The 24,912-nt window shown below is 44.3% G+C and carries 23 protein-coding genes; 20 read left to right on the top strand and 3 right to left on the bottom strand.

The features are described 5' to 3' along the window. The first annotated feature begins 2 nt into the window (after positions 1-2). From Q5873_RS00115 to Q5873_RS00055, 13 genes are all read left to right on the top strand, one after another. The gene (locus tag Q5873_RS00115; protein WP_288189878.1) at positions 3-872 is read left to right on the top strand and encodes a C40 family peptidase; all 870 of its coding nucleotides are present in this window, start codon (positions 3-5) and stop codon (positions 870-872) included. A gap of 130 nt (positions 873-1,002) precedes the next feature. Further along, on the top strand, positions 1,003-1,716 hold the full coding sequence (locus Q5873_RS00110) for a metal ABC transporter ATP-binding protein (protein WP_288301641.1): 714 nt from the start codon (positions 1,003-1,005) through the stop codon (positions 1,714-1,716). A gap of 1 nt (position 1,717) precedes the next feature. Beyond that, positions 1,718-2,518 carry a metal ABC transporter permease gene (locus Q5873_RS00105; RefSeq protein ID WP_303058823.1) on the top strand — a complete coding sequence of 267 codons (801 nt, stop codon included), beginning with the start codon at positions 1,718-1,720 and terminating at the stop codon, positions 2,516-2,518. A gap of 52 nt (positions 2,519-2,570) precedes the next feature. Then, the gene (alaS, locus tag Q5873_RS00100) at positions 2,571-5,180 is read left to right on the top strand and encodes an alanine--tRNA ligase (RefSeq protein ID WP_303058822.1); all 2,610 of its coding nucleotides are present in this window, start codon (positions 2,571-2,573) and stop codon (positions 5,178-5,180) included. Between the two features lie 42 nt (positions 5,181-5,222). Beyond that, the gene (locus tag Q5873_RS00095; protein ID WP_028254726.1) at positions 5,223-5,480 is read left to right on the top strand and encodes an IreB family regulatory phosphoprotein; all 258 of its coding nucleotides are present in this window, start codon (positions 5,223-5,225) and stop codon (positions 5,478-5,480) included. A 1-nt stretch (position 5,481) separates the two neighbouring features. Continuing rightward, the gene (gene ruvX, locus Q5873_RS00090) at positions 5,482-5,901 is read left to right on the top strand and encodes a Holliday junction resolvase RuvX (protein ID WP_028254725.1); all 420 of its coding nucleotides are present in this window, start codon (positions 5,482-5,484) and stop codon (positions 5,899-5,901) included. 10 nt (positions 5,902-5,911) lie between these two features. Beyond that, a complete protein-coding gene (locus Q5873_RS00085; RefSeq protein WP_288189874.1) occupies positions 5,912-6,196 on the top strand; it encodes a DUF1292 domain-containing protein in 285 nt (94 codons plus the stop codon). 153 nt (positions 6,197-6,349) lie between these two features. Then, complete coding sequence (gene mltG, locus Q5873_RS00080; protein ID WP_288301646.1) at positions 6,350-7,360, top strand: endolytic transglycosylase MltG; 1,011 nt, start codon at positions 6,350-6,352, stop codon at positions 7,358-7,360. Continuing rightward, positions 7,350-7,967: an O-methyltransferase gene (locus tag Q5873_RS00075; RefSeq protein ID WP_303058821.1), complete on the top strand. Its 618-nt coding sequence runs from the start codon at positions 7,350-7,352 to the stop codon at positions 7,965-7,967. The genes mltG and Q5873_RS00075 overlap by 11 nt, the downstream gene beginning before the upstream one ends. Next, positions 7,951-9,183, top strand: coding sequence for a peptidase U32 family protein (locus Q5873_RS00070; protein ID WP_303058820.1), 1,233 nt, complete (start codon positions 7,951-7,953; stop codon positions 9,181-9,183). Before Q5873_RS00075 ends, Q5873_RS00070 begins: the two co-directional genes overlap by 17 nt. A 14-nt stretch (positions 9,184-9,197) precedes the next feature. Then, a complete protein-coding gene (locus tag Q5873_RS00065; RefSeq protein ID WP_028254720.1) occupies positions 9,198-9,431 on the top strand; it encodes a DUF4911 domain-containing protein in 234 nt (77 codons plus the stop codon). 539 nt (positions 9,432-9,970) lie between these two features. After that, on the top strand, positions 9,971-11,881 hold the full coding sequence (thrS, locus tag Q5873_RS00060; RefSeq protein ID WP_303058819.1) for a threonine--tRNA ligase: 1,911 nt from the start codon (positions 9,971-9,973) through the stop codon (positions 11,879-11,881). Between the two features lie 578 nt (positions 11,882-12,459). Continuing rightward, entirely contained in the window at positions 12,460-12,618 is a 159-nt protein-coding gene (locus Q5873_RS00055; protein ID WP_303058818.1) for a hypothetical protein, read from the top strand. Positions 12,619-12,930: 312 nt separating this feature from the next. Here Q5873_RS00055 and Q5873_RS00050 read toward each other — a convergent pair whose 3' ends face one another. Beyond that, positions 12,931-13,218, bottom strand: a complete 288-nt coding sequence (locus Q5873_RS00050; RefSeq protein ID WP_028254718.1) for a LysR family transcriptional regulator — start codon at positions 13,216-13,218, stop codon at positions 12,931-12,933. Positions 13,219-14,044: 826 nt separating this feature from the next. Beyond that, on the bottom strand, positions 14,045-14,674 hold the full coding sequence (locus tag Q5873_RS00045) for a YigZ family protein (protein ID WP_303058999.1): 630 nt from the start codon (positions 14,672-14,674) through the stop codon (positions 14,045-14,047). 370 nt (positions 14,675-15,044) lie between these two features. Here Q5873_RS00045 and Q5873_RS00040 point away from each other — a divergent pair, with 370 nt between their 5' ends. Then, a complete protein-coding gene (locus Q5873_RS00040) occupies positions 15,045-15,314 on the top strand; it encodes a metal-sensitive transcriptional regulator (protein ID WP_028254716.1) in 270 nt (89 codons plus the stop codon). A gap of 17 nt (positions 15,315-15,331) precedes the next feature. Next, positions 15,332-17,506 (top strand): heavy metal translocating P-type ATPase, encoded by a 2,175-nt coding sequence (locus Q5873_RS00035; RefSeq protein WP_303058817.1) that lies wholly within the window; start codon positions 15,332-15,334, stop codon positions 17,504-17,506. A gap of 2 nt (positions 17,507-17,508) precedes the next feature. On the opposite strand, the gene Q5873_RS00030 is transcribed toward Q5873_RS00035, so the two are convergent. Next, entirely contained in the window at positions 17,509-18,672 is a 1,164-nt protein-coding gene (locus Q5873_RS00030; protein ID WP_303058816.1) for a recombinase family protein, read from the bottom strand. Positions 18,673-18,998: 326 nt separating this feature from the next. Between Q5873_RS00030 and Q5873_RS00025 the strand changes: the two genes are divergently transcribed. The 5 genes from Q5873_RS00025 (at position 18,999) to Q5873_RS00005 (ending at position 24,653) form a co-directional block, all read left to right on the top strand. Then, positions 18,999-19,817 carry a Cof-type HAD-IIB family hydrolase gene (locus Q5873_RS00025; RefSeq protein WP_303058815.1) on the top strand — a complete coding sequence of 273 codons (819 nt, stop codon included), beginning with the start codon at positions 18,999-19,001 and terminating at the stop codon, positions 19,815-19,817. A 13-nt stretch (positions 19,818-19,830) separates the two neighbouring features. Further along, positions 19,831-20,763, top strand: a complete 933-nt coding sequence (gene rapZ / locus Q5873_RS00020; RefSeq protein ID WP_288301657.1) for an RNase adapter RapZ — start codon at positions 19,831-19,833, stop codon at positions 20,761-20,763. 1 nt (position 20,764) lies between these two features. After that, positions 20,765-22,111, top strand: a complete 1,347-nt coding sequence (locus tag Q5873_RS00015; RefSeq protein ID WP_028254711.1) for a gluconeogenesis factor YvcK family protein — start codon at positions 20,765-20,767, stop codon at positions 22,109-22,111. Positions 22,112-22,129: 18 nt separating this feature from the next. Next, positions 22,130-23,071 (top strand): DNA-binding protein WhiA, encoded by a 942-nt coding sequence (whiA, locus tag Q5873_RS00010; RefSeq protein ID WP_028254710.1) that lies wholly within the window; start codon positions 22,130-22,132, stop codon positions 23,069-23,071. A gap of 109 nt (positions 23,072-23,180) precedes the next feature. Continuing rightward, the gene (locus tag Q5873_RS00005) at positions 23,181-24,653 is read left to right on the top strand and encodes a hypothetical protein (RefSeq protein WP_303058814.1); all 1,473 of its coding nucleotides are present in this window, start codon (positions 23,181-23,183) and stop codon (positions 24,651-24,653) included. Positions 24,654-24,912 lie beyond the last annotated feature (259 nt).

Raw genomic sequence — 24,912 nt, 5'->3', positions numbered from 1 at the left:
ACATGAGACGCAGTTATAAAGCAATACGAGTGATGCTAATGGCGGCTTTGCTGGTAGGTAGTACAGCTGTTGCACAGGCAGCGGGCTATAAATACGGCGATAAAGGCGGCGATATAGTAGATCTCCAAAAAAAGCTGGTTACCTACGGATATAAGGCACGTGTTAACGGTGAATACGATGCTAATACTAAATGGGCGGTCCGCCTGTTTCAACGAGATCATCATATGGAAGTAGACGGGATTACCGGTCCGGATACCTATAAGGCTATTATGGGTAAGCCGTTCAACGAAAGTCGGGTAGGTAAGATTACCCGAATGGATAAAGCCAAACTGGATAAGGAAATGGCAGACAGCCGTGCGGCAGCGGCAAAGCGAGCTGCGAATAGCAAGCAAGGAGTCGGAAAAAAGGTCGTGCGCAAAGGCAGTGCTGACGACAGTTTATTTAGCGGTATTCATCGCGATCCTGTAGATGAAGACTTTAAGTTTGCAGCGACGACAACAATGTCGAAGGAAGTGAAATCATTGCTGGCCGTAGCCGAACAATATAAAGGTGTTCCTTATGTATTTGGGGGAACGACACCGCAAGGATTTGATTGTTCCGGTTACACGCGCTATGTATTTGCAAAAGCCGGTATTAACCTACCGCGTATGGCTGATGAACAGTATAATGTGGGTAAAGCTGTAGATAAACAGCACTTACAACCAGGTGACTTAGTATTCTTTGAAACCTATGAACCAGGTGTTTCTCATTCCGGTATTTATATCGGTAACGGACGCTTTATTAGTGCTACTAGCAGTCGAGGCGTAGCTATTGCCGATTTATCCGGTGGATATTGGGGAAGTCGCTACATTGGCGCTAAGCGTGTTATGTAGTCAGGCTATAACTATGCATTGGTCATAGATAGACAATATATACGGAATTAGAAAGGAGGCGTAAGCCTCCTTTTTGATACTGCATGGTAATCATAAATAATATATACAGAGTTTTGTCAGGAGAGATGATATGGGTGAGATTCGCTTGGAAAAGGTGTACTTTTCCTATGAGCAAGAAGATATCGTACAAGATTTATCATTAGTGATACCGGCAGGAACCTTTACTATCGTAGTAGGACCAAACGGAGCCGGCAAGACAACACTGCTACGGCTTGTTGCCGGACTGCTTTCACCGGAAGAAGGAAAGGTGACTATCGACGGACTGAGCGTTGACGAGGCACAACGACAGGGACTCATTCACTTGGTACCGCAAATTTACAATAAAAATGCTTCACAATTTCCTGCGACGGTATATGAAATTGTAGGATTGGGCTTATTGGTACAAGCCAATGTATCACGCCATGAACGACAGCAGCGAATAGAAGATGCCCTGCACAAGGTAGGTATGTGGGAGTTGCGCGGTCGCCGTATAGGAGAATTGTCCGGCGGTCAGCAGCAACGAGTTATGATAGCGCAGGCATTAGCTCGACATCCTAAGTACTTATTATTAGATGAACCTACCAGCGGTGTTGATATGAAGGCTAGTGCTCATATTTTTGAACTGTTGCGGTCCTTGTGCCGACAGGGTTTGACTATTATTATGGTTACCCACGATATTACGGAAGCTGCCAAGGCGGCAGATGAGGTGATTTGCGTGGATCGCCATGTATGTTACCAAGGGGACTGCCAAGGATTCTTGGAAAGTCATATGGGAACAGCATTGTCTTGGCATATAGGAGGGTAAGATGGATTTATTGGCATATTCCTTTATGCAACGGGCGTTACTGGCAGGTGTTATTGTCGCTGTTATGTGCCCGTTAATCGGCATGTTTATTGTTATTAAACGGCAATCATTGTTAGGTGATGGATTAGGCCATATTGCCTTTGCCGGTGTTACCGGGGCATCATTACTTAATTGGTATCCACCACTGGGCGCCGCCGGTTTGACAGTGGCCGCTGCCGTGGGAATCGAGCTTATACGGCGACGTCAAAACCAATACACGGATATGATTTTAGCATTGTTCTTTTATGCCGGTTTGGCATTGGCTGTTATTTTTTCGACAATTACAAAGATGCCCAGTACGGGATTGCTGAACTTTTTGTTTGGTAGCATTCTAACCGTTAGCAAAGCAGATATTATATCTATTGGTGTGGTGGCTTTAGTTGTGATTGGTATTATTAGTCGAATTTATTCGCGCCTATTATTGACATCCTTTGACGAAGAAGTTGCAGTCACAGCCGGTGTCAATGTAGGCCGTATCAATATGCTGTTTTCTATATTAACAGCCTTGGTTATCGTCATGGGCATGACGGTTGTGGGAATCTTGCTCATCAGTGCTTTGATGATAGTACCGGTGGCAACGGCTCATCTCTGGCGCAAGGGCTTTAAAACTACTATGGCTTTGGCGGTGGCGTATTCACTGATATCGGTGGTGGGGGGGCTTTTGATTGCTTTCTTCGGCGATATTGCGCCGGGCGGTACCATTGTAATGACAGCTATTGCGTTGTATGCGATTACCTTCATCAGTTCGTTGCTATACAAATAGAGAAGATATGCGGTATAATGAAGAGTAAAAATTTACTAGGAGGCTGGGACTCATGAAAGGTAATGAACTGCGGCAAGCATACTTGCAGTTTTTTGAAAGTAAGGGACATTTAAAATTAGATAGCTATCCGTTGATTCCGGAGAATGATCCGTCGCTGCTCTTAATCGGTGCGGGTATGGCTCCGTTAAAGCCGTTTTTTACGGGTAAATTAGTGCCGCCGCGCACACGCGTGACGACCTGCCAAAAATGTATTCGTACCGGTGATATTGAAAATGTTGGACGCACGGCACGTCATCATACATTCTTCGAAATGTTGGGTAACTTTTCCTTTGGCGATTACTTCAAAAAGGATGCCATTCATTGGGCTTGGGAATTCTTGACAGAAGTGATTAAGCTCGATAAGAATCGTTTATATGTAACCGTGTATCCGGATGACCAAGAAGCATATGATGTATGGCATAAAGAAGTCGGATTACCGGACAGCCATATCAGTCGTTTGGAAGACAACTTCTGGGAAATCGGTGAAGGACCGTGCGGACCGGACAGCGAAATCTTCTATGACTTAGGTGAAGAACGCGGTTGTGGTAGTCCTGATTGTGCACCAGGATGTGACTGTGACCGTTATCTGGAAATTTGGAATCTGGTATTTACACAGTTCAACCGTACGGCGGAAGGCACCTATGAACCGTTAGAAAAGAAAAATATCGATACCGGTGCCGGCCTAGAACGATTGGCTTCCGTATTACAGAATAAAGAAAGTAATTTTGAAACAGATTTAATCTTCCCGATTATTGAACGCGCCGCACAGATGGCGAAGGTAACGTATCATACAGATGCTAATACCGATGTATCCTTGAAGGTTATCGGTGACCATATTCGCGCTATTGCCGTGCTTATCGGTGATGGTGTATTACCATCCAATGAAGGTCGTGGTTATGTATTGCGTCGTATTTTGCGTCGTGCTGTACGTCATGGCCGTTTGTTGGGAATCAAGGGACTGTTCTTGACGGAACTTATCGATGTGGTTGTGGATATTCTGGGACCGGGCTTAAAGGATTTAGTAGAAAAGAAATCCTTCATTAAGCGTGTTGTGGCTAATGAAGAAGAACGCTTCAATCAAACGCTGGAACAAGGTTTGGCCATGTTGACGGCACTAGTGGATGAGTTGAAGAAGAATGAAGCAACGGTTATCGGCGGTGCTGACGTATTCAAATTGTATGATACCTATGGATTCCCTTGGGAACTGACGGAAGAAATTGCCGGTGAATCCGGATTGTCTATTGATATGGAGGGCTTTGAAAAAGCTATGGCCGAACAGCGTGCCCGTGCTCGCGCAGCCCGTGAAGATGTGGATGCCAAGGTAGCTACCCCGGATATTACCTTCTTGGCTAATGAAACATTGACTGCTGATGAAGAGGCAAAAGCTTCGGAAATTCTCATGATCGGCCGTGGCGCTAACCGCGTTGATCGTGCGGAAGACGGTGAAGAAGTAACCGTAATCGTTCGCACTACACCATTCCATGCCGAAGGCGGCGGACAGTTAGGTGATACGGGATATATCGTAGGCCCTATGGGTAAATTGGAAGTGCACAATACTAAAAAATTACCGGAAGGTACGACGTATCACATTGCTACTGTTGTAGAAGGCAGTGTGGCTGTCGGTGATGACGTAACCTTTGAAGTAGATACAGCTCGACGTCTTTCCATGGCGCGCAATCACACGGCAACGCACTTGTTGCATGCAGCGTTGAAACGCGTATTGGGTGATCATGTTAATCAGGCCGGTTCCCTGGTAATGCCGGATCGTTTACGCTTTGACTTTACTCATTTTTCGCCGGTAAGCGATGATGAAATGAAAGAAATCACTCGCTTGGTAAACGAAGAAATATTAAAGGCGCAGAACCTTACTATCCAGGAAATGGGAATGGATGAAGCGAAGGCTTTAGGGGCAATGGCTTTGTTCGGCGAAAAATATGGTGACCGTGTACGCGTTGTTACGGTGCCTGACTTCAGTATTGAATTGTGCGGCGGTTCGCATGTACCTAATACGGCGGTTATTGGTAGCTTCCGTATTGTTTCCGAAGGAGGCATCGGCTCTGGTGTGCGCCGTATTGAAGCTGTAACAGGGGCAGCCGCTCTCAAATTAGCACAGGATGATCAGGAAAAATTAGCTACATTGGCAACTATGGTTAAAGCAAAACCGGAAGCGTTAGTGCAGCGTGTACAGCAGTTATTGGATGAAACTAAAAATCTCGAACACGAATTGGCAGCAGCACGAAAAGAATTGGCCAGCGGTAGCATGAATGATGTCTTAGCCGGTAAATTCGATGTTAATGGTTTAACCGGTGTGGTAGCTGAAGTAAAAGCTAACGATATGGAAGAGCTTCGCAATATTGCCGACATGGTACGCGATCACATTGGATCTGGCGTGGTATTGCTCGGTATGGCCGGTGAAGGAAAAGTTAACTTTGTTTGCATGGCTACGAAAGATGCGGTTAAACAGGGAATCCATGCAGGTAATATTGTAAAACAGACAGCGCAGGCTGCCGGCGGTAACGGTGGCGGACGTCCTGATATGGCGCAAGCCGGCGGTAAGAAACCGGAAGTATTGTCCGAAGCATTGGCCGTAGGTAAACAAGCCATCGTAAATATGGTACAATAGTTGTAGGCGAAGAGTACTTTGCTATAAAAGGAGGGATTTCGGATGAGTGTATCTGATGAAACAATGGTATTTAACAAAGTGGATGAAACGCTGACCGCCGCAGAGGTCCTGGATAGTGTGTATCATTCTTTGCAGGAAAAAGGCTATAATCCGATTAACCAAATAGCCGGATACCTTATTTCCGGTGACCCGACGTATATAACGAATTACAACAATGCTCGTAGTACCATTCGTCTGTTGGAGCGAGATGAACTGATTGAGGAATTGGTAAGAGAATACGTAAAGGCAAAAAGGTTATAATATGCGGATTATGGCATTAGACGTAGGCAGTCGCACTATCGGTGTGGCCTGCAGTGATGCGTTGTATATGACGGCGCAAGGCGTAGAAACTATTCGTCGCACATCGTGGGCTAAGGATTTTGAACGTTTATTGCAGCTCATTAACGACTACGAGGTGGAAGAAATTGTAGTGGGGATGCCGCGGAACATGAACGGCACCAAAGGTGAGCGTGCAGAAAAGACGGAAGAATTTGTAGAACGCCTAAAAGAGGTGACAACGTTGCCCATTACCTATTGGGACGAACGCTTATCTACGGTTATGGCTGAACGATCGTTGATTGCGGCCGACGTAAGCCGTCGTAAACGCAAGGCAGTGATTGATAAAATGGCGGCTGTGGTAATTTTGCAAGGTTATTTGGATAGACGACAACATACATTATAGGAGGTGCACAATGATAGAACAGGGTTATGAAGGTGAAGTATCGGTCGTTGTAGTGGATGATGGTGAAGGTAACGAAACCTATTACGAAGAAGAAGTAGTGATTGCATATGACGGTAAGAACTTTGCCGTACTCGTATCATTGCCGCCGGAAGAATGTGAGCCGGGCTGCAAATGTCATGAGGAACCGACCGTTATTATAGCGCGCATTGATCGTGAAGACGGCGAAGATGTGTACGTAGCTCCGACGGAAGATGAATACGAAGCAGTAGTACAGCTTTACGAAGAAATGCAGTAACAGTATATTGAAATACATGTTTTTCAAGTGATGCATTTGAAAGATTGAATAGTATGAGAGAAGAGGGGCCGAAAGGCCCCTTTTCGTGACTTATGCGACTATATTTGCTATAATAAAGTGTTCAAATTTTACGTTAAAAGGAGTTTGCGGCGCATGAGTACTACCGTAAAAAAGAGGATACTTCCGTTGCTTATTATCATAGTCATGCTGATAGCATCTCTGGCCAGTGTTCTCTACTTTTTACCTAATCGATTTACTAAGCACCCAGAGTTGGTGGTAGTAGTCGTCGAAAAAGATATGATAGGCAGTGAAATCGGTGATGTGCTGTACGAAAAACAGTTGGTTCGTTCTTCGCTATTATTTCGTGTAGCTCTTAGAGTGACAGGGACCATGGACAAATTACAACATGGCTATTATCAATTACCGGATAATGCCAGCCTGTATGAAATTATAGGGTTGTTACAAAAAGGTCATCTACAAACCGTAAGGGTGACTATTCCGGAAGGTTTTACGATACAGCAAATTGCCGATGAATTAGCACGCGATGGGTTGGTGCATAAGGAAAACTTTTTAGCGGAAGCAAAGACCTATGTTCCTTATATGTACATGTATGGGCCGGAAAAAGTAGATTACCGTGTGGAAGGCTTTTTATTCCCCAGCACCTACGAGATTCCGGTGAAAAGTACGGCAAAGGATATCTTAGCGATGATGGCAAAAGAGATGAATACACAGCTCACGCCGGCTATGCGTAAGGAAATCGAAGCGCAGCATATGACGATATTTGAATTTATTACCTTGGCCTCATTGGTAGAAAAGGAAGCTAAATTCGATGAAGATAGACCAATTATTGCGGCTGTGTTTAAGCGTCGCCTAGCGGTAGGTATGCCGTTGCAGTCGTGCGCAAGCATCCAATATATTTTAGGCTATCCGAAGCCGTTATTATCGGTGGAAGACACAAAAATTCCTAGTCCCTATAATACGTATATCAATAAAGGATTACCGCCGGGACCGATTGCTAACCCCGGTAAAAAATCTATGGAAGCCGTACTATATGCACCGCCTACGGAATACTTATTCTTCGTAGCCGATGCTGAGGGACATCATATTTTCTCTAAAACCTATGAAGAACATCTAAAGGCAGTGGAAAAAATTTATGGAAATTAAGGAAATCTTAAATGAACAACGTATTTATGCGGTCATCAATAAGGTGCCGATTTTACGCGAGTCGGAAGTACATTTATTTGAAGAGCTAATTGATTTGTATCAGCCGCATCGCATATTGGAAGTAGGTACGGCTATCGGCTATTCTACGCTTTTGTTAGCGCAGCATGCAGCCAAGGACGGAGAAGTAGTATCCATTGAGCTTGATGAAGTTCGCCATGAAATGGCTCGCTATTACGTGGGGAAATCAGTGTATCAAGACAATATAACTTTACTAAAGGGTGATGCCAATGAGGTATTGTATCAGGTAGAAGGTCCTTTTGATATGGTGTTCTTGGATGGCCCGAAAGGACAGTACTTGAGACAACTTGAGATTATTTTACCAAAGTTGGTCCCGCAGGCGGTTGTTTTGGCGGATAATGTACTGTTTCGCGGATATGTACGAGGAGAAAAAGCAGCGCCGCATCGCTATAAAACCATCGTTAAACGACTACGTGATTATTTGGACTATGTAGAAAATAAAGAGCTTTTTAATACAACAATATATCCCTTGGGGGATGGAATGAGTGTAAGTATATGGAAAGGATATAGTAATGAGCAGACCGATTGAATTGTTATCTCCGGCAGGGAATATGGATAAGTTAAAAATGGCTATCCGCTACGGTGCCGATGCCGTATATTGTGCAGGACAGGCGTTCGGCCTACGTGCGGGCAGTGCTAATTTTAATAATGAAGAGTTGAAGGAAGCCGTTGAATTTGTACATGCCCATGGTAAGAAAATTTATGTAACCTGTAATATTATCCCTCATAATGAAGATCTGGTAGGTCTGGAGGAATATTTGCAATATTTGGAAAGTATTCATGTGGATGCCATTATTGTAGCAGACTTAGGAATTTTCCTATTGGCGAAACGAGTAGCTCCGGGATTGGAACTTCATGTAAGTACGCAGGCGAATACGACAAACTATTTGACGACAGAATTCTGGAAGGAACAAGGGGCAGCCCGTGTTGTAGTGGCTCGTGAAGTAAGCATTAAGGATATCAAGACGATGCGCGAATCCGCGGATATTGAAATTGAAGCCTTTATTCATGGTGCGATGTGCATTTCCTATTCCGGACGTTGTTTGTTGAGTAATTACTTTACCACTACCCGCGATGCTAATCGAGGTCAGTGTGCACAGGCATGTCGTTGGAAATATTCATTGGTAGAATCCAATCGTCCCGGCGAGTACTATCCGATTGAAGAAGATCAACACGGTACGTACATTTTTAACTCTAAGGATTTGTGCCTGTTAAAACATATTCCAGAGCTATATGAAGCCGGAGTGGATAGTTTAAAAATCGAAGGACGTATGAAGAGTGTGCATTACGTAGCCACCGTTACCAAAGTGTATCGGGAAGCCATTGATACATATTTAAAAGAAGGCAAGGATTGGTATGTGCGTGATGAATGGATGGAAGAATTAGAAAAAATTTCCCATCGACCGTACACGGAGGGATTCTCGGTAGAAAAGCCGGATGAAACGGCACAAAATTACGGTAAGTCAAGCAATACGCAGACCCATGATTTTATTGGGCTAGTGGAAGGGTATAATGCCGAAGAAGGCTTTGCCTATATGGAGCAGCGTAATAACTTTAAGGTCGGCGATGAAGTTGAATTCTGTCAGCCGCACGGTGCATTAGTATATCATGTGATCACTAAAATGACTGATGAAAACGGTGAAGAAATCACAGTAGCGCCGCATCCGCAAATGAAAGTGCGCTTATATATTGATACGCCGCTGGAAACCTATTCCATGATGCGTCGTAAGTGTAAAAATCAATAGGCGAGGCGATAGACATGGAAGCGATACATCACGAAGACTCGTATGTATACTTTACAATTAATCCGGCACACACGAATTATGTGAATCGTATATTGGAAGGTTATGAGTATCTTGGCGTTATGACTACAGTTAATCGTAGCGAAGGACTTTGTGTAGTGCGAAGTACGGAAGATACGCGTGATACGGTAAAAGAGGTTCTTAGTTCCTTAGATATCGGGTTAACCTTTGTGGATCCAAATACATTGTAGCCACTGTACAGCTTATATTGGCTATAATAACCGGTGACAGTAGCAGTAATTGGAATCGCAGTAACAGTGTACAATTTCTTATAATTACTATAATCGTGTGATGCGGATACAACTCGTATGCTAATACGATACAGGTAATAAGATTGTAAAATTAAATTTTGCAAAATATATATTGACAGTATGATTAGAAAGTGATAGAGTATGGTCATACAAAGAGAAAGGTAAAGCGAAGGACATGATGGTTACGTCAATCATGGTACAGAGAGAGACGCCTTGGCTGTGAGCGTTTTCCATGACCGTAGACATTACCCCCTTCAAACCGATTTTCCGAAGGCTTGTTTGCCACCGGCGCGATTGACCGTGCAGATAAGAGGTAAGAAAATCCGTTGGGCCCGTTATCGTCCGTAAAGTGAATCGCTTGGCGATTAACTAGGGTGGAACCGCGAGACCTTCGTCCCTTGAGTGGATGGAGGTCCTTTTTTTATACTTGATTTGTGATCGGCGTTCCCGCCGCCGCTCATACCTAAGGAGGAATTACAATGACTGAAGTAAACATTATTTTACCGGACGGTAGTAACAAGGCGTATGCGGCCGGAACTACATTGGGAGAAGCTGTAAAGCAATTGTCTAACAGCTTGGCAAAGAAAGTATTGGCAGCAGATGTAGATGGTGAATTGACTGATTTGCGTGAAGTCGTAAAAGATGGTTCGCATGTTAGCTTTTTAACTTTTGAAGAACAGGGTGGTAAAGATACGCTTCGTCATAGTGCATCTCATGTGATGGCGCAAGCTATTAAACGCATTTGGCCGGAAGCTAAGTTGGCAATCGGTCCGGCTATCGAAAACGGCTTCTATTATGATATCGATATGGAACATGTTTTGGTTCCGGAAGATTTGCCAAAAATCGAAGCAGAAATGAATCGCATCGTCAAAGAAAATTTCCCTATCGAAAAAGAAGTTGTCAGCCGCGACGCAGCCTTGGCTTTATTTAAAGAAAAGAATGAAGACTACAAGGTAGAATTGATTAATGATTTACCGGCTGATGCAGAAATTTCTTTGTATCGTCAAGGTGAGTTCGTTGATCTTTGTGCCGGTCCTCATGTTGCCTCTACCGGTAAAGTGAAGGCCTTTAAGTTGCAGAGCTTGGCCGGTGCTTATTGGCGCGGTGACGAAAAAAATAAAATGTTACAGCGTATTTACGGAACGGCCTTTGAAAAGAAGGAACAGCTGGAAGAGTACTTACATCTTTTGGAAGAAGCAGCTCGTCGCGATCATCGTAAATTGGGTAAGGAATTGGGTCTCTTTGTTATTAAAGAACAGGGACCGGGTTTCCCGTTCTTCTTACCAAAGGGCATGGCAGTGCGCAATGAACTAGAAAACTTCTGGCGTGAAGTACATCATGATTTTGATTATGAAGAAGTACGTACACCGATTATTTTGAATCGTCAGTTATGGGAACAGTCAGGTCATTGGTTCCATTATCGTGAAAATATGTACACTACTGAAATCGATGGTGAAGATTATGCAATTAAACCAATGAACTGCCCGGGCGGTATCCTGGTATATCAGAATGAAATGCATTCGTATCGTGATTTCCCAATACGTATGGCAGAGCTCGGTCTTGTTCATCGTCATGAATTGAGCGGCGCCTTGCACGGTCTCTTCCGCGTACGTAGCTTTACGCAGGATGATGCGCACGTATTCATGTTACCGTCACAGATTAAAACAGAATTAATTAAGGTTATTGAACTGTTCGACCGTATTTACAGTCAGTTCGGCTTGACCTATCGTGTTGAATTGAGTACGAAGCCGGATAATGCAATGGGGGATGATTCCATTTGGGAAGCCGCTACTAATGCACTTCGTGAAGCCATTGAAGAAAAAGGCATTCCGTATCAGATTAATGAAGGGGACGGCGCTTTCTACGGTCCGAAGCTTGACTTCCACATCAAAGATTCGTTGGGACGTACTTGGCAATGCGGTACAATTCAGCTGGACATGAACTTGCCGGAACGCTTCAACATGGAATACGTTGGTGAAGATGGTCAGAAGCATCGTCCGATTATGATTCATCGTGCTTGCTTTGGATCTTTGGAACGCTTTATCGGTATCCTTATCGAACATTATGCAGGTGCATTCCCAACTTGGCTCGCACCGGTACAAGTTAAAATCTTGCCGATTAGTGAAAAGCATGTAGACTATGCTAACAAATTGAAGGCCGCTTTCAAGAAAGCGTATGTACGTGTAGAAGTTGATGATCGTAATGAAAAAATCGGTTATAAGATTCGTCAAGCACAAATGGAAAAGGTACCGTACATGCTCGTAGTCGGTGATAAAGAAGAACAGGAAGCAACCGTTGCTGTTCGTAAACGTGGTGAAGGTGAAGTAGGTACCGTAGCTTGGAAACAATTCTTAGAAGATATTGTTAAAGAAGCTAAGGAACGTAAATAATCAGTGCAAACATGCATATACAGATTGTATGTTTGCATAGATAGGTGAAAAAAATAATTTATGCGAGCATATACTGCATTAGTGATGTGAGCATGCAGTAAATGAAAAAGAGGGACGTAATGAACGATCTATTCTGCGAATTAGAGCATAGAATTAATTTGCGGGATAGGATGTTGATCGTCTCTCTTTTTTGCTATTTATATGCTATCTATAGGCATGCAACAGTAAAACGTCAAACTATTTTCTGTAGAATGTGGAGCTGTGGTCTGTACTCTATAGAAAGCTTAGTTACCTATAAAAATTTTTGTATAAAAAATATAAAATAACGGACGTTTTTCGTGATTATTGCTGGGTTTATGCACTACATGGTATTGTCTATAGAATATAAGAATATAGAAATAAAAGTGATAACTGTGCATCTTTTTTATTTGCTTAACAACCGAAATTATCCGTATTATACTATCATCGAACTAAGGGAACAGCCCTTAGCAAGGTTGACTGAAAGCAATACAATAAGTAAAGAAAATGATGGTAATAACGTATGGTTAGTGTGGTAATTAAAAAAGGAGAGAACAATCATGACAACGTTTGAAGACACAATGGAAGAAAAAAAGGTACAGGTAACGAAGGTAGTAAAGGATGCTAAAAAACATCAAGACGAAGCTCATTTGGCATATCCGATGACAGACGAAATGCGTAAGATGATGGCTGATAGCTATAAGGTAATTCACAAATAATCGATCGATAATACTTCGTATAACATATCGCGTATATGTGTGTCGGCAAAGAGAGGCACGATAAAAATTACATAGGACCTAATAAACTAAAGGTCATACAGTCTGAAATCAAAAGTTAAAGTGGTTGTAATTAATTAGTACAACAAAATAAGCAGTGAAATAAAAAAGATAGTCAGTATGAAGAGCCGTTCTTCATATTGACTATCTTTTTTAGTAGGCTATCACATAGTACTGAGCAATACGCATACTACATCATTGACAGTAAGGATAATGGTATCGGTCTATAGTAAAAGAGATACCGCTATTGCTCCATTAAATGATTGCGTTATGCACGAGTCCCTCGATATCTGAATAGGCTGCAATTTCAATAGCACAAAGCTGCTTAGCCTTTTCATAAAAAATATGACCGGCCTCTGTAAGTTGAAAACTCGATCCACGCTGACCGCGTCGGATGTGAAGAAGCGGTGTGCCAAACTCAGCCTCTAAATAGCGCAACTGCTTACTCAATGCAGGCTGCGTCAGATGCAGGCGATTGGCAGCGCGTGTCATATTGCCGGTGTTAACAAGGGTTACAAAATTGTGATAATACGATGTGTCCATGATAATCCTCCTGCACGTAAATAACTGGCATGGTAGATTGTCATGAATAACTATAGTATGGGCGTACTATAGTTATTATTGTAGCTTGTATGAAAGGAAAAGTCTATATACAAACGGTTTTTTATACAAATTTTATCGATTGCACTTTGTATTTTCTATAGCTTACATTCTGTATGTAAAAGAAGCGAAAAAAGGCGGTAAAAAGGGTGATTATGGGACTTTTATCACGATTAAAAATTTTTTGGAAAAAATTTCCGGCATTTATTAATTTATTAGATAGCAAAGATATGGCATAAAATGTTATCCTTGCTATAGCTAAAGAAGTCCGATTTAACAGCAGTGAGGGGGATATAGGCCCATAGACATGCGTATCGTCAAAAAAATGACAAAAAAATATAAAATTTATAAAAATCCTGAATTTATTAATTAAAATACAATGAATACAAAGTGCAAAAATAAAAGCCAAAAAACGGCTGTTACTATAACTTTTTTTTATTTCCATTTTGCATTCGAGGGGAGTATACTGTCATCGTAAGCTAGTCGTGGGCTGTGCAGAGCTTAGTAATTTAGTTGATGAATTACTATTGCTTTGTGGCGGTGACTAGTAAATTAAATAGTATAGTGTTCTCCGATTTGATCGTAGTAATAGAGTGATTTTATGTTAGCCTGAAATCACGACAGATATGTTTCGGTTGCAGGACCCGAAATACATCTTCGTTCAGTGCGAGCATAAAAGCATCCATGTCCGGAAAAAGCGGCTTTCTCTTTTGAGAAAGCCGTTTTTTCCATTTATATCCTAGTATTTAGATGAAAAGTGAGAAAGGGATTATGCTTTTACAGGAATAGCTACCATGATGGTATCCCCTATATCCCAAGTGAGTCGACCGTTGCATATGTCAGTCAGCTTAGTCTCAAGTTGTGATACTTCTTCCGGCTCGGCAAAGAGGATTACCGTCACAGATTCGTCAAATTTAACTTCGTAGCTATACTTACCTTCTTGCAAATAACGTTCTACACTACCAAATAATGAATAATCAATACGTATGGTGATACATGTTCGAGGAGCATGTAATTCTTTCGGTGCCTGGTGAAGAGCTTCGGCGGCGCTGTGCGAATATGCACGAATTAAACCACCGGCACCGAGTTTAATGCCACCGAAATAGCGAGTGACCACAATGGCAGTATCGGTGATTCCCGTCTTTTTTAAAACCTCTAAGATTGGTTTTCCCGCAGTGCCGGAGGGTTCACCATTATCGGAAGATCGTTGTTGCTCTTGACGAGGCCCCAATGTGTAGGCGGTGCAGTTATGAGTGGCATCCCAAAACTCTTTAGTGATGCGGGTAAAAAAAGCCTGCACTTCCTCTTCGCTTGTACAAGGTGCTGCGGTAGCGATAAAGCGTGATTTTTCAATGACATACTCAATACGACACTCGTCGGCAATGGTGGTGTAGTTGATGGGAATCGATGCTTGACGATTATCAGCTGTTTGATTGAGTGAGGCCTGTGAAGTTGTATTCGATTGAACGGTAGCGGCTGCTGCGCCAACCGGATTTTTTTTCTTTTTTGCCAATGTAGGATACCCCCTTTAAAGAATGAGAAAAAGCAAAATATGGCTTCACCTTTATAGGAACACAAAGGCGAGTAATGCAGTGCAGAGTCTCTTTTTACTATGATACGGAATCTATTGTATTTATACAATACCCCTATGTTGACGATTTTTGATATAAGGTATAGCATATAAGTAGGAAATAAATACCCCTGGGGGGTATATAGCGATGTAAAAGAAATGACAGCAAATAAAATTAATAGGAAAGAAGGAGAAAAGAATGTTAACAGATATGGAAATAGAAAAATTAAGTCGTAGACTGCGTCGTATTCGAGGTCAAATTGAAGGAATCGAACGAATGATTAATGAACACCGCTATTGCGTGGATGTGCTGCAGCAAATAGGGGCTGCGCGGGCCGGTCTGTATCAGGTAGGCATGATTATGCTCGAAAGCCATTCGCGTTCCTGTGTGGTGGAAGCAATTAAAAATGGTAAAGAGGATGACGCTATTACCGAATTAATGGGTGTGTATCGCGCACTACATAAGTAATAAGATGAGGTGGTATGATGAGTGGAAAGCAAGAAGAATTTGATATTACAGGTATGCATTGCGCTGCTTGTGTGGCACGTGTCGAACGAGTGGTGTCACGCTTGCCCGGTGTAGCGGATGTAAAGGTTAATTTGTTAACGCGTAGAGGATCTGTTACTTACACGGCAGATAGTACGCTGACTGCCGATGATGTAGTGGCGGCAATTACAGGTATTGGCTTTGGGGCGGAGCTGGCCGAAGCAGATACAATGGAAATGAAGAAGGTGGACATTAAGCCACAGTTGTATCGGATGATTTTGGCAGCGGCCATGGCCATCCCTATGATGGTGAGCATGATCGGTCATTATGTGTTTAGTTGGCCCATGCTACCGGCGACAGTAGAGTTTGTACTGGCGACCATAGCGCAATTCGGTCCGGGGCTCGTCTTTTATAAAGGTGCTTGGAGTGCTATCAAAAGCGGTTCCTTAACGATGGATGTATTGGTGGCACTGGGGACGACTGTAGCCTATGTGTTCAGTATTTATAACATGCTTATGGGCAATCACAATTTATACTTTGAAACATCGGCATGGCTTATTACATTTATTCTTTTGGGGAAAGTTTTGGAAGAAGTCGCCAAGGGACATACGTCGGATGCTTTGGAAAAACTGATTAAGCTACAGCCGGCTATGGCTCATGTACAGCGCAACGGTGTCTTTACGGACGTCCCTACAAAGGACATTGTCGTCGGAGATATAATTGAGGTACGTGCCGGCGAAAAGATACCGGTAGACGGCACTGTTCTTACCGGTAGCTCGGCAGTAGATGAATCAATGTTGACCGGTGAAAGCTTGCCTGTAGAAAAAGAACAGGGCAGCAAGGTTATCGGAGCCACAGTGAATGCAACGGGCACATTTACGATGGAAGCAGAAAAAATCGGTGCCGATACGATGTTGTCACAGATTATAAAAGTAGTGGCCGCAGCGCAGACCTCTAAAGCATCCATTCAGCGTATTGCCGACGTAGTGGCTGCGTACTTTGTTCCCGTAGTTATTAGCTTGGCGGTGCTAACTGCATTGGTGTGGTACGTTGGCTTTGATGCCACTTGGGGTGTAGCGATTATGCACGGTACAGCGGTACTTGTCATTGCTTGCCCTTGTGCATTGGGCTTGGCTACACCGACATCCATTATGGTAGGTTCGGGCTTAGGTGCGGAACATGGTATTTTAATCAAAGGTGCCGAGTTTTTAGAAAAAACGGGATCTTTACAAGCCATTGTATTAGATAAAACAGGTACCTTAACACAAGGTGATTTGCGCGTCACTGCATCAGCTACGATTAATGGTGATGAAGCCGTGAACACATCGTACATGACGGCACTGGAGTCTAAGACAATACACCCTATTGCCAAAGCGTTATCGGAGTCCGGAAAGGAATTCTTAGGAGCGAATGGTATTTTGCCGGAAGTAACAGACTTTGAAGAATTACCGGGGCACGGGATCCGTGGTCGCATTGACGGACATACAGTAGAAATCGGACACAATCGTTGGTTTGTTGAATGTGGTTATAGTAATGATGAATTAACACAGCGTGTACAAGCGGAAGAAGCAAAAGGTGCTTCGGTATCACTGATGGCAGTGGATGGTACGGTACATGCTATGTGGGCTGTAGCCGATGAACTCCGTCCGGAAGCAAAGAATGTAGTGCAGCGCTTACAGTCACAGGGAATTGAGGTGTGGATGATTACCGGCGATAATCGTCGCACGGCGGAGTACATTGCTAATAAGGCCGGAATTACTCATGTGATGGCAGAGGTATTGCCCCAGGATAAAGCGGCAAAGGTAGCCGAGCTACAATCCAAAGGTATGTCCGTAGGTATGGTTGGTGATGGTATTAATGACGCACCGGCATTGGCTACGGCAGATATTGGCTTTGCCATCGGCAAAGGAACGGATATTGCCATCGAAGCAGCCGATATTGTATTGGTGCGCAATGACTTAACCACGTTGGCAGAAGCTGTAACGCTGAGTCGTAAAACCATGGGAAATATTAAACAGAATTTGTTCTGGGCGCTTATTTTTAACTGTATCGGTATTCCGCTGGCTGCTGTAGGGATGTTGACACCTATCGTAGCCGGTACGGCAATGGCATTTAGTTCGGTAACGGTAGTATCTAATTCGTTGCGATTGAAACGAGCCGGTTTAGAAGGATAACATTACACCTCTTCGCATAAAGTAATTACCGGATCGCCGACTTCATCGAAGTGTATACTGCGCAATAACGTTTGCCAATAATGGCGGCGCTCGGTATAATGCCAGTGCGGATACAAATGATGACAGCTGAGGTAAAAGGTGAAAGCTGAGCTGATGGAGTCGCGTTTGGTAAGACGCTCCATGACGCAGGGTAAGGCGATTAAAAGTTTTTCCTCCAGCTCCGCTTCTTTTAGGCGAAAGCTGTGCGATGCAATGGGCGACCCGGTCGGTGACGGACAATGGTAATAGATGTACTGCCGTGTTTTGTAATGACGGGTTAAGCCAACGAGTCGCTTCCCGCAGTGCGGGCAGTGAAGGAGCCCCGTAAAGAGGTAAAGACGATGCGGCGTTTGATGATAGCGCCGTTGTTCCTCAAGCAGGTGCTGTACGGCGGAAAAGGTCTCTTGCGAAATTAAAGGGGGTAGGTACTGCGGATCACCGTAAGCAAGGCCTGTATATTTTTCGTTGCGTAACAGCTTGACCATTGCCGGATATGTGCGTTTGATGTGATAGCGATTATAGAGATAATGCATGGTAGCCCGTATGGATTTTACCGCCAGATAATGATGAAAGATATCGCGCACCACCGCAGCATGCTGATTGGGGACGATGCGCTTATTTTCGATGGTATACCCTAAAGGGAGCTTACCGGAAATCGCTTCGCGGCGTTTAATCTTATCGGCGAATACAAAACGTATGCGCTCGGCAGTGGTGTCCGACTCATTTTGAGCGATGGACAGCTTGATATTTAAATATAAACGCCCTTGGGCCGTGCTGGTATTGTAATCTTCTTCGGTGGTTTCCCATTCTACGTGATGAGCATCAAGAATGGCCTGGTATGAATAATAGTCAGATACATTGCGGAACCAGCGATCCAGTTTTATAAATACGATGATTTCAATGCGGCCGGCGGTGACATCGTGCATCATGCGTGCAAACTCACGGCGATGGCCGGGACGATGACGGGCGGATACGCCTTCATCTTTATATACATCGATAACTTCATAGCCTTTAAAGGCAACATACGCACGGAGTCTGTTCTCCTGTGCCTGTAAGGAGTAGCCCTTCATAGCCTGTTCTTCATGAGAGACACGGATATAAAGGGCTGCTTTTTTGTGGTCTGTCATAATAACCTCCCGTAGTGTAACACTGTTTGACAGCGAACTTAGATTGATAAATAAATTCCTTCTTTTCGCTGCATTGAAGCAAGGGAAATGTGATATACTTAAACATATAAAATTATATAATAACGGAGCAGTATAGACCGTTGCATTGTTATGACGATATGCACACGATACATTGCATTGTCACAATGTAATAGGCAAAGTACAGGAACTGTTTAGCGGTTACAATGTAACGTGTATGAGTTGTGTCATTGTTACGATGTGAAATGAGGCAGTGTATTGTTACAAGAGGCGGCGATTGCTTCGTAGGATGGAGTAGGTGGACATAGATGACGACAGGTATTCGCTTATTGGCGATAGATTTAGACGATACCTTGTTGCGTGACGATAATACGGTGTCGGCATATACAAAGGACATATTAAAGGTAGCGCAGTCCGAAGGTATTGAAGTGCTGATTGCTACAGGACGCATGTACCAAACGGCAGAGCCCGTCGGTAAAGTGCTGGGTATCGGTGATGTACCGATGGTACTGTATTCCGGTGGCTTGGTACAGTGTATTGAATCGGGACGCAAGCTGTATGAGAAAACAATTCCTCTTGCTACGGCACGTAAAGTACTGGCTATGGCAAAAGAACGAGAATGGTATATTCAGGCCTATGTGGATGATGTGCTCTATGTACATCATGAAACGGAATTTTCAAAAAGCTATGAAAAAGCAACCGGGGCCACGGCAGTGTATATCGGCGATGCCTTATATGAGCTTGACGGGGAACCGAATAAGCTGCTTATCATTGAAGAACCGGCAGTGATTGATACTATCAGTCGCACGCTGCATGAAGCTATGGGCAGTGATCTGGCTATTGTGCGTAGCAAGCGGCATTTCTTGGAACTCAATCCGCCGCAGACTTCCAAAGGGGAAGCACTTCACTTTATGGCGCAGCGATTAGGCGTCCCCGTGGAAGCGATGGTAGCCTTCGGTAATTCGGAAAACGATATTTCCATGCTCAAGGAAGCCGGTCATGCTATTGCGGTAGCTAATGCGGAAGAAATGGTTAAAGCAGTAGCCGATGAGGTGTGCCTGAGCAACGAAGAGGATGGCGTAGCACACTGGGTAGCTACTCACGTGCTAGGCCAAAATGAAGTGTAGGGAGGAGAATATCATGGAGAACAATTTTAGGTTGATCATAGTGACGGGCATGTCCGGTGCCGGCAAGACACAGGTCATGCAGGCATTGGAGGACATGGGTTATTTTTGTGTCGATAACATCCCACCCGTTTTGATTCCCAAGTTCAGCGATTTATGTCGCCAAGCAGGTGAACGAATTAACCATGTGGCCTTAGTGGTGGATATTCGAGGCGGTGAGTTTTTTGAATCCTTATCGGATGCACTGAAATCGTTGAAAGAGATGCAGGTGCCTTATGAGATTGTATTCATGGAAGCAACGGACGAAGCGTTGATCCGTCGCTATAAGGAGTCGCGCCGCAGTCATCCGTTGGCTCCGAACGGCCGCATTACTACGGGTCTCAAAGAAGAACGTCGTATGTTGGATAGTATCCGTCATCGTGCGGATTATATTATCGACACGACAGACATGAAAACGAATAATTTAAAAAGCTACTTGCGTCAGCGCTTTGCGGAAGGAGATAATCCGGATCGGCGCCTAGCGGTGACTGTAGTGAGCTTTGGTTTTAAATACGGAATACCGCTGGATGCGGATATGGTATGGGATGTACGCTTTTTGCCGAACCCCTATTATATTCCCGAGTTCCGCCACAAAACAGGGCGCGTACCGGAGGTCAACGATTACATTCATTCCTTTGACATAACAACGGAATTCAAAAATCATTATTTCAAGACCATGGATTTCTTGCTTCCTAATTATGAAAAGGAAGGAAAAAGCCAATTTGTTATTGCCGTTGGCTGTACGGGCGGTATGCATCGTAGTGTGGCGATGGCAGAAGCATTGTACACACATATACAGAAGCTGGGCTATCGGGTCAGTGTAGAACATCGAGATATGATGAAGAACAACGTAGAAGAGGATTTCAATCCTCACGAATTTACGGCGGAATCCTCGGAAGGGGCGAAATAACATGCGAACACGGTTCTTTCGGTGGTTGGCACCGGGACTGAATATAAAGCGCTGGTTGTTCTTGTTTTCTACCGGTGTAGGATTATTAATCCTCGGTGTGGCCCTGATGCTTAATTATCAATGGCTTGCCTATTTTGAAGATGTATTTTTACAGCTCATTTTTGAAACGACGGGCTCTTATAATTACACAGTAGTAGCTACCATCGGGTTTATTGCTATCATATTGGGGATACTCTTTATGATTATGGGGACGCGGCGGGTGATTAAAACCATCATTCGCGCGGTTATCCCGGCGGACTCCGAGAAGGTAAGCGATTATATTTTCCAAAATATTCGCCTCGGGCAGGGACCGAAAATCGTAGTTATCGGCGGTGGTACGGGTCTGTCTACCCTATTGCGCGGATTAAAACGGCGCACGGCTAACCTGACGGCTATCGTTACGGTAGCAGATGACGGCGGTTCGTCCGGCCGTTTGCGCGAAGACTTTAAAATGATTGCGCCCGGCGACTTGCGTAACTGTTTAGTTGCTTTGGCAGATAAAGAAGGACTTATGGAAAAGCTGTTCCGTTATCGCTTCGGTGGTGAAGGGGATTTAGCGGGGCACAGCTTCGGTAACTTATTTCTTACTGCGCTGACGCAGGTATTGGACGCGGACATCGACAAGGCACTGGAAGCGTCCAGTAAAATTTTAAAAGTACGTGGGCGGGTTATCCCGGCTTCCACGGAAAACATACGCCTTATGGCTGAGATGGAAGACGGCACGATTGTGGCCGGTGAAAGTCATATTCCACATGCCGGTAAGCCAATAAAGCGCGTCTTTACGGAACCGGCCTTGCCGAAGCCGGAAGGGGCGGCACTACAGGCTATTGACGAAGCTGATGCTATCATCTTGGGCCCGGGGAGTTTATACACGAGCATTATGCCAAATCTGTTGATTGATAAAATTGCCGAACATATACAAGCCAGCAAGGCGGCTAAGCTCTATATTTGTAATGTGATGACCCAGCCCGGCGAAACGGATGGCTATACGGCAGCCGATCATGTACGGGCGTTACAGGCACAGGGCGGTGCATCTCTTATCGACACCATACTTGTGAATGACACATATCCGGAAGGTGACTCCGTAGAGGCCTATCGCGAAACAGGATCCGAGCCGGTGTTGGTTAATGCCGATGAGTTGGCTGCCTTAGGTGTGCGCACCATTCGGGCCAGCTTGATGGATGACAGCGGTCGACCGGTACACGACTCCGAACGCTTGGGCAAGGTGGTTATGGACATAGTATATGCATTGCAAACAGATATTGAACCACATATTTTAGAATACTATTTGAAGCGAAATGATCATTAAATAAGAAAGGAGGCCCCTATGTCATTTGCAGAGGATGTGAAAAACGAATTATGTCAGTACCAAAACGAAACGCCTTTATCGGCAAAGATAGAAGCCTCCTGCTTATTACGCATGGGCGGATCCTTGCTTCTGGGCATGCACGGGCGCGTAGGTATACGCTTGGCGACGGCCAATAATGCGGTAGCGCGGCGTGTACTGGGAATTTTACGCTCTCAATATTCGCTGCATACATCAGTATTGATACGGCGAGGACTGAATCTGCGCAAAAAAAATGTGTACACTCTAACCGTTGAGCCTACGGAAGCAGGACGCATTGCGTTGGAAGACATGGCGCTGTGGCCGGTGACGGCGTCGATTACCGATGACTGGCTTGATACGATGGAAGCACGGCGTGCTTTTTTGCGTGGCGCTTTTTTGGGCGGTGGCTCCGTTAACAAACCGGAAAGCGATTACCATCTGGAATTTATGACCGGTAATCGTGAATTTGCCGAAGCCATTGTACATGTATTACACATGTTCCGCATTACGGCGCGGGTAACAGAGCGCAAAGAGGAATACGTTGTTTACCTTAAGGAAGGTGACTCGGTTACCTCGTGCTTGCAGATTATGGGAGCCACGTCGGCGTTGATGGAATTTGAGAACGTCCGTATTATGAAGACGGTGCGCAATCAAATTAACAGACAGGTCAACTGTGAAACGGCAAATTTGCAAAAAACAGTAAATGCGGCGGTGCGTCAATTGGAAAGTATCCGCATTATCGAGCGGCACCAACCCCTAGAGGAATTAAAGCCGAAGCTCTATGAGGTGGCGTTGGTACGCCGTGAAAATCCCGATGCCAGTTTGCAGGAGCTAGCAGATATTTTGGGCAGCGGTCTCAGTAAGTCAGGGGTTGGCCATCGATTGCGAAAATTAGAAAAAATTGCATTAGACTATGAACCTCATGGACTGGATGAGGTATAATAGAAGAGAACCTTACAAGAAACGGGGCGCCTCGCATAGTGCGGAGCGCCCCGTTGAAAGGTTTTAACGAGGTTCATGAACTAGATAACTAAAAGAAGGTAAGACAACAATGAAAAAGAAAAAGAATGTAAGCGCCGTCATGGCAGCCTGTTTGGCCCTAGGGACCTGGATAGGCGGAGCGTCTCCGGTACAGGCAGATGGAGTTCCGTCGGATGACGGCAAAACAATTTATTACACGGTACATAAGGAAACCGGCGAATCGGACACAGTGAATCCGAATGCAAACGATACACCGGCGAAGGTAGACAACGCGGTGACACAGTCGGAAAAAGAAAAGACCGTAAAGACAGCAACAAATGATACAACGCATACCGATGCGATGGTGCCGGAACGTAAAATCAAGCTCTTGGGACAGCGCAACGATACGACGATCAGCGTCTCTAATGTACTTCCCAGCCAACGTATTAATATAGACAACTACCAGTTTGGAACGGTACCGGTGAAGGTTATTAAGGAAGAGGGAACATTGCTCTTGTCGGACAGCCCCGAGTACGTATCGTCGGATGGTGTTTTGGCAGCAGGCACGCTGCAAGGAAAGAGCCGTGTGTATTTTTATCATGTGAATGAAGCGGACCAAGATAAGCAAGTAGCTATTGTGTTAGAAAATAATGGCAACACGGATAGTCGTATAACGGTGAAGCGCAAGCTGGTTACGGAACCGAGCGATGCATATTTTAAAGTCGGGCGGGAATTATCCTTCAATGAATTGGTGCTGTGGCAAGCTTCACAGGAAGCTGATGCGGAACGCGCATTAGCTGCGACGGATAAAAAATATAAAAAGAAACAGCTGGCAGAAAAGTTAAAGGCCATTGATGCCAACATGCCACCGCAGCTGGGTAAAGGCTTGCGCATAGCTAAGGAAGAAAACTGGCTGTTGCCTTCGCATAGCCGTAAGTTGCTCTTTGAAGAGTTGTCGAATATACCAATAAAAAAGGATCAGTTAATATCCGGTATCGTGGACTTCACATCATCCGAACCGATTCAGGCGAAGGTATTGATGCTCAACAAGGGATCGGGTCCATTAGGCTACTCGTATATTGCACCGGTACAGCCTATGGATGACGTAGAGTTGCGCGGTACCTTTCACGGTGTGATGCGGTACATGCAATCCGAAACACCGTATAATAGCTCCTTAGGTGCTTCGGCGATAACTATCGGCAACGATCGTGAGGACGCGTTTATTAAAGGGGTAGACGAGTTAACGAATAACAAAGCGATGACGGATAAAGGAAATTACGGCGTATCCTATGATGTGACGATTCCCACTGCCGGTGATAAACGCTTTGCCGTATATTTTAATCCCTTAGGGGGTGCCTATGCAGGGTCGGTACAAATTGTAAGCGGTACACACAATAAAATTTATCAAGTGCCCGGTGCCTATGATGAATATATTGGACACGGTACAATTTACGATACCATGTATTTAGACACGTTTACACCGGGTGAACCGATTATTCTCCGGTTTATACCGGCCGGTGCCTCTAACTTGCCGGTACGCTTTCTCTTTATTCCTTTGGATTGATATGAAGTGATACATATAGTATATGTTGCCCTGGCACCAGTCGTGCCGGGGCATTTTTCTTATACTGAAATAGTAAGACGCATAAGATAAGTTAAAAGAGTAAGATACGTAGGATGCGCAGGATAAGTAAGATAAGCTAAATTAAATTAGAACGGTAAGATAAGTTAAATGGGTTAGTAAGTTAAGTAAGTTAAGTAAGTTAAATAAGTTAAATAAGTTAAATAAGTTAAATAAGTTAAATAAGTTAAATAAGTTAAAT

Origin of the sequence: Veillonella magna (genome assembly GCF_959600285.1) — a bacterium.
In the GTDB taxonomy this organism is placed as follows: Bacteria; Bacillota; Negativicutes; order Veillonellales; family Veillonellaceae; genus Veillonella_A; species Veillonella_A magna.
Note: the sequence above shows the minus strand (reverse complement) of the source record. Positions and strands in the feature narration are given on the sequence as shown.

What these genes read in the sequence shown, in the direction of transcription:
- Q5873_RS00035 (WP_303058817.1), top strand. Translation starts at nt 15,332, where the DNA reads ATGAGTGGAAAGCAAGAAGAATTTGATATTACAGGTATGCATTGCGCT.
- ruvX (WP_028254725.1), top strand. Translation starts at nt 5,482, where the DNA reads ATGCGGATTATGGCATTAGACGTAGGCAGTCGCACTATCGGTGTGGCC.
- Q5873_RS00085 (WP_288189874.1), top strand. Translation starts at nt 5,912, where the DNA reads ATGATAGAACAGGGTTATGAAGGTGAAGTATCGGTCGTTGTAGTGGAT.
- Q5873_RS00015 (WP_028254711.1), top strand. Translation starts at nt 20,765, where the DNA reads ATGCGAACACGGTTCTTTCGGTGGTTGGCACCGGGACTGAATATAAAG.
- Q5873_RS00115 (WP_288189878.1), top strand. Translation starts at nt 3, where the DNA reads ATGAGACGCAGTTATAAAGCAATACGAGTGATGCTAATGGCGGCTTTG.
- Q5873_RS00110 (WP_288301641.1), top strand. Translation starts at nt 1,003, where the DNA reads ATGGGTGAGATTCGCTTGGAAAAGGTGTACTTTTCCTATGAGCAAGAA.
- Q5873_RS00095 (WP_028254726.1), top strand. Translation starts at nt 5,223, where the DNA reads ATGAGTGTATCTGATGAAACAATGGTATTTAACAAAGTGGATGAAACG.
- rapZ (WP_288301657.1), top strand. Translation starts at nt 19,831, where the DNA reads ATGGAGAACAATTTTAGGTTGATCATAGTGACGGGCATGTCCGGTGCC.
- mltG (WP_288301646.1), top strand. Translation starts at nt 6,350, where the DNA reads ATGAGTACTACCGTAAAAAAGAGGATACTTCCGTTGCTTATTATCATA.
- Q5873_RS00055 (WP_303058818.1), top strand. Translation starts at nt 12,460, where the DNA reads ATGACAACGTTTGAAGACACAATGGAAGAAAAAAAGGTACAGGTAACG.
- Q5873_RS00050 (WP_028254718.1), bottom strand. Translation starts at nt 13,218, where the DNA reads ATGGACACATCGTATTATCACAATTTTGTAACCCTTGTTAACACCGGC.
- alaS (WP_303058822.1), top strand. Translation starts at nt 2,571, where the DNA reads ATGAAAGGTAATGAACTGCGGCAAGCATACTTGCAGTTTTTTGAAAGT.
- Q5873_RS00040 (WP_028254716.1), top strand. Translation starts at nt 15,045, where the DNA reads ATGTTAACAGATATGGAAATAGAAAAATTAAGTCGTAGACTGCGTCGT.
- Q5873_RS00105 (WP_303058823.1), top strand. Translation starts at nt 1,718, where the DNA reads ATGGATTTATTGGCATATTCCTTTATGCAACGGGCGTTACTGGCAGGT.
- Q5873_RS00025 (WP_303058815.1), top strand. Translation starts at nt 18,999, where the DNA reads ATGACGACAGGTATTCGCTTATTGGCGATAGATTTAGACGATACCTTG.
- thrS (WP_303058819.1), top strand. Translation starts at nt 9,971, where the DNA reads ATGACTGAAGTAAACATTATTTTACCGGACGGTAGTAACAAGGCGTAT.
- Q5873_RS00030 (WP_303058816.1), bottom strand. Translation starts at nt 18,672, where the DNA reads ATGACAGACCACAAAAAAGCAGCCCTTTATATCCGTGTCTCTCATGAA.
- Q5873_RS00070 (WP_303058820.1), top strand. Translation starts at nt 7,951, where the DNA reads ATGAGCAGACCGATTGAATTGTTATCTCCGGCAGGGAATATGGATAAG.
- whiA (WP_028254710.1), top strand. Translation starts at nt 22,130, where the DNA reads ATGTCATTTGCAGAGGATGTGAAAAACGAATTATGTCAGTACCAAAAC.
- Q5873_RS00075 (WP_303058821.1), top strand. Translation starts at nt 7,350, where the DNA reads ATGGAAATTAAGGAAATCTTAAATGAACAACGTATTTATGCGGTCATC.
- Q5873_RS00005 (WP_303058814.1), top strand. Translation starts at nt 23,181, where the DNA reads ATGAAAAAGAAAAAGAATGTAAGCGCCGTCATGGCAGCCTGTTTGGCC.
- Q5873_RS00065 (WP_028254720.1), top strand. Translation starts at nt 9,198, where the DNA reads ATGGAAGCGATACATCACGAAGACTCGTATGTATACTTTACAATTAAT.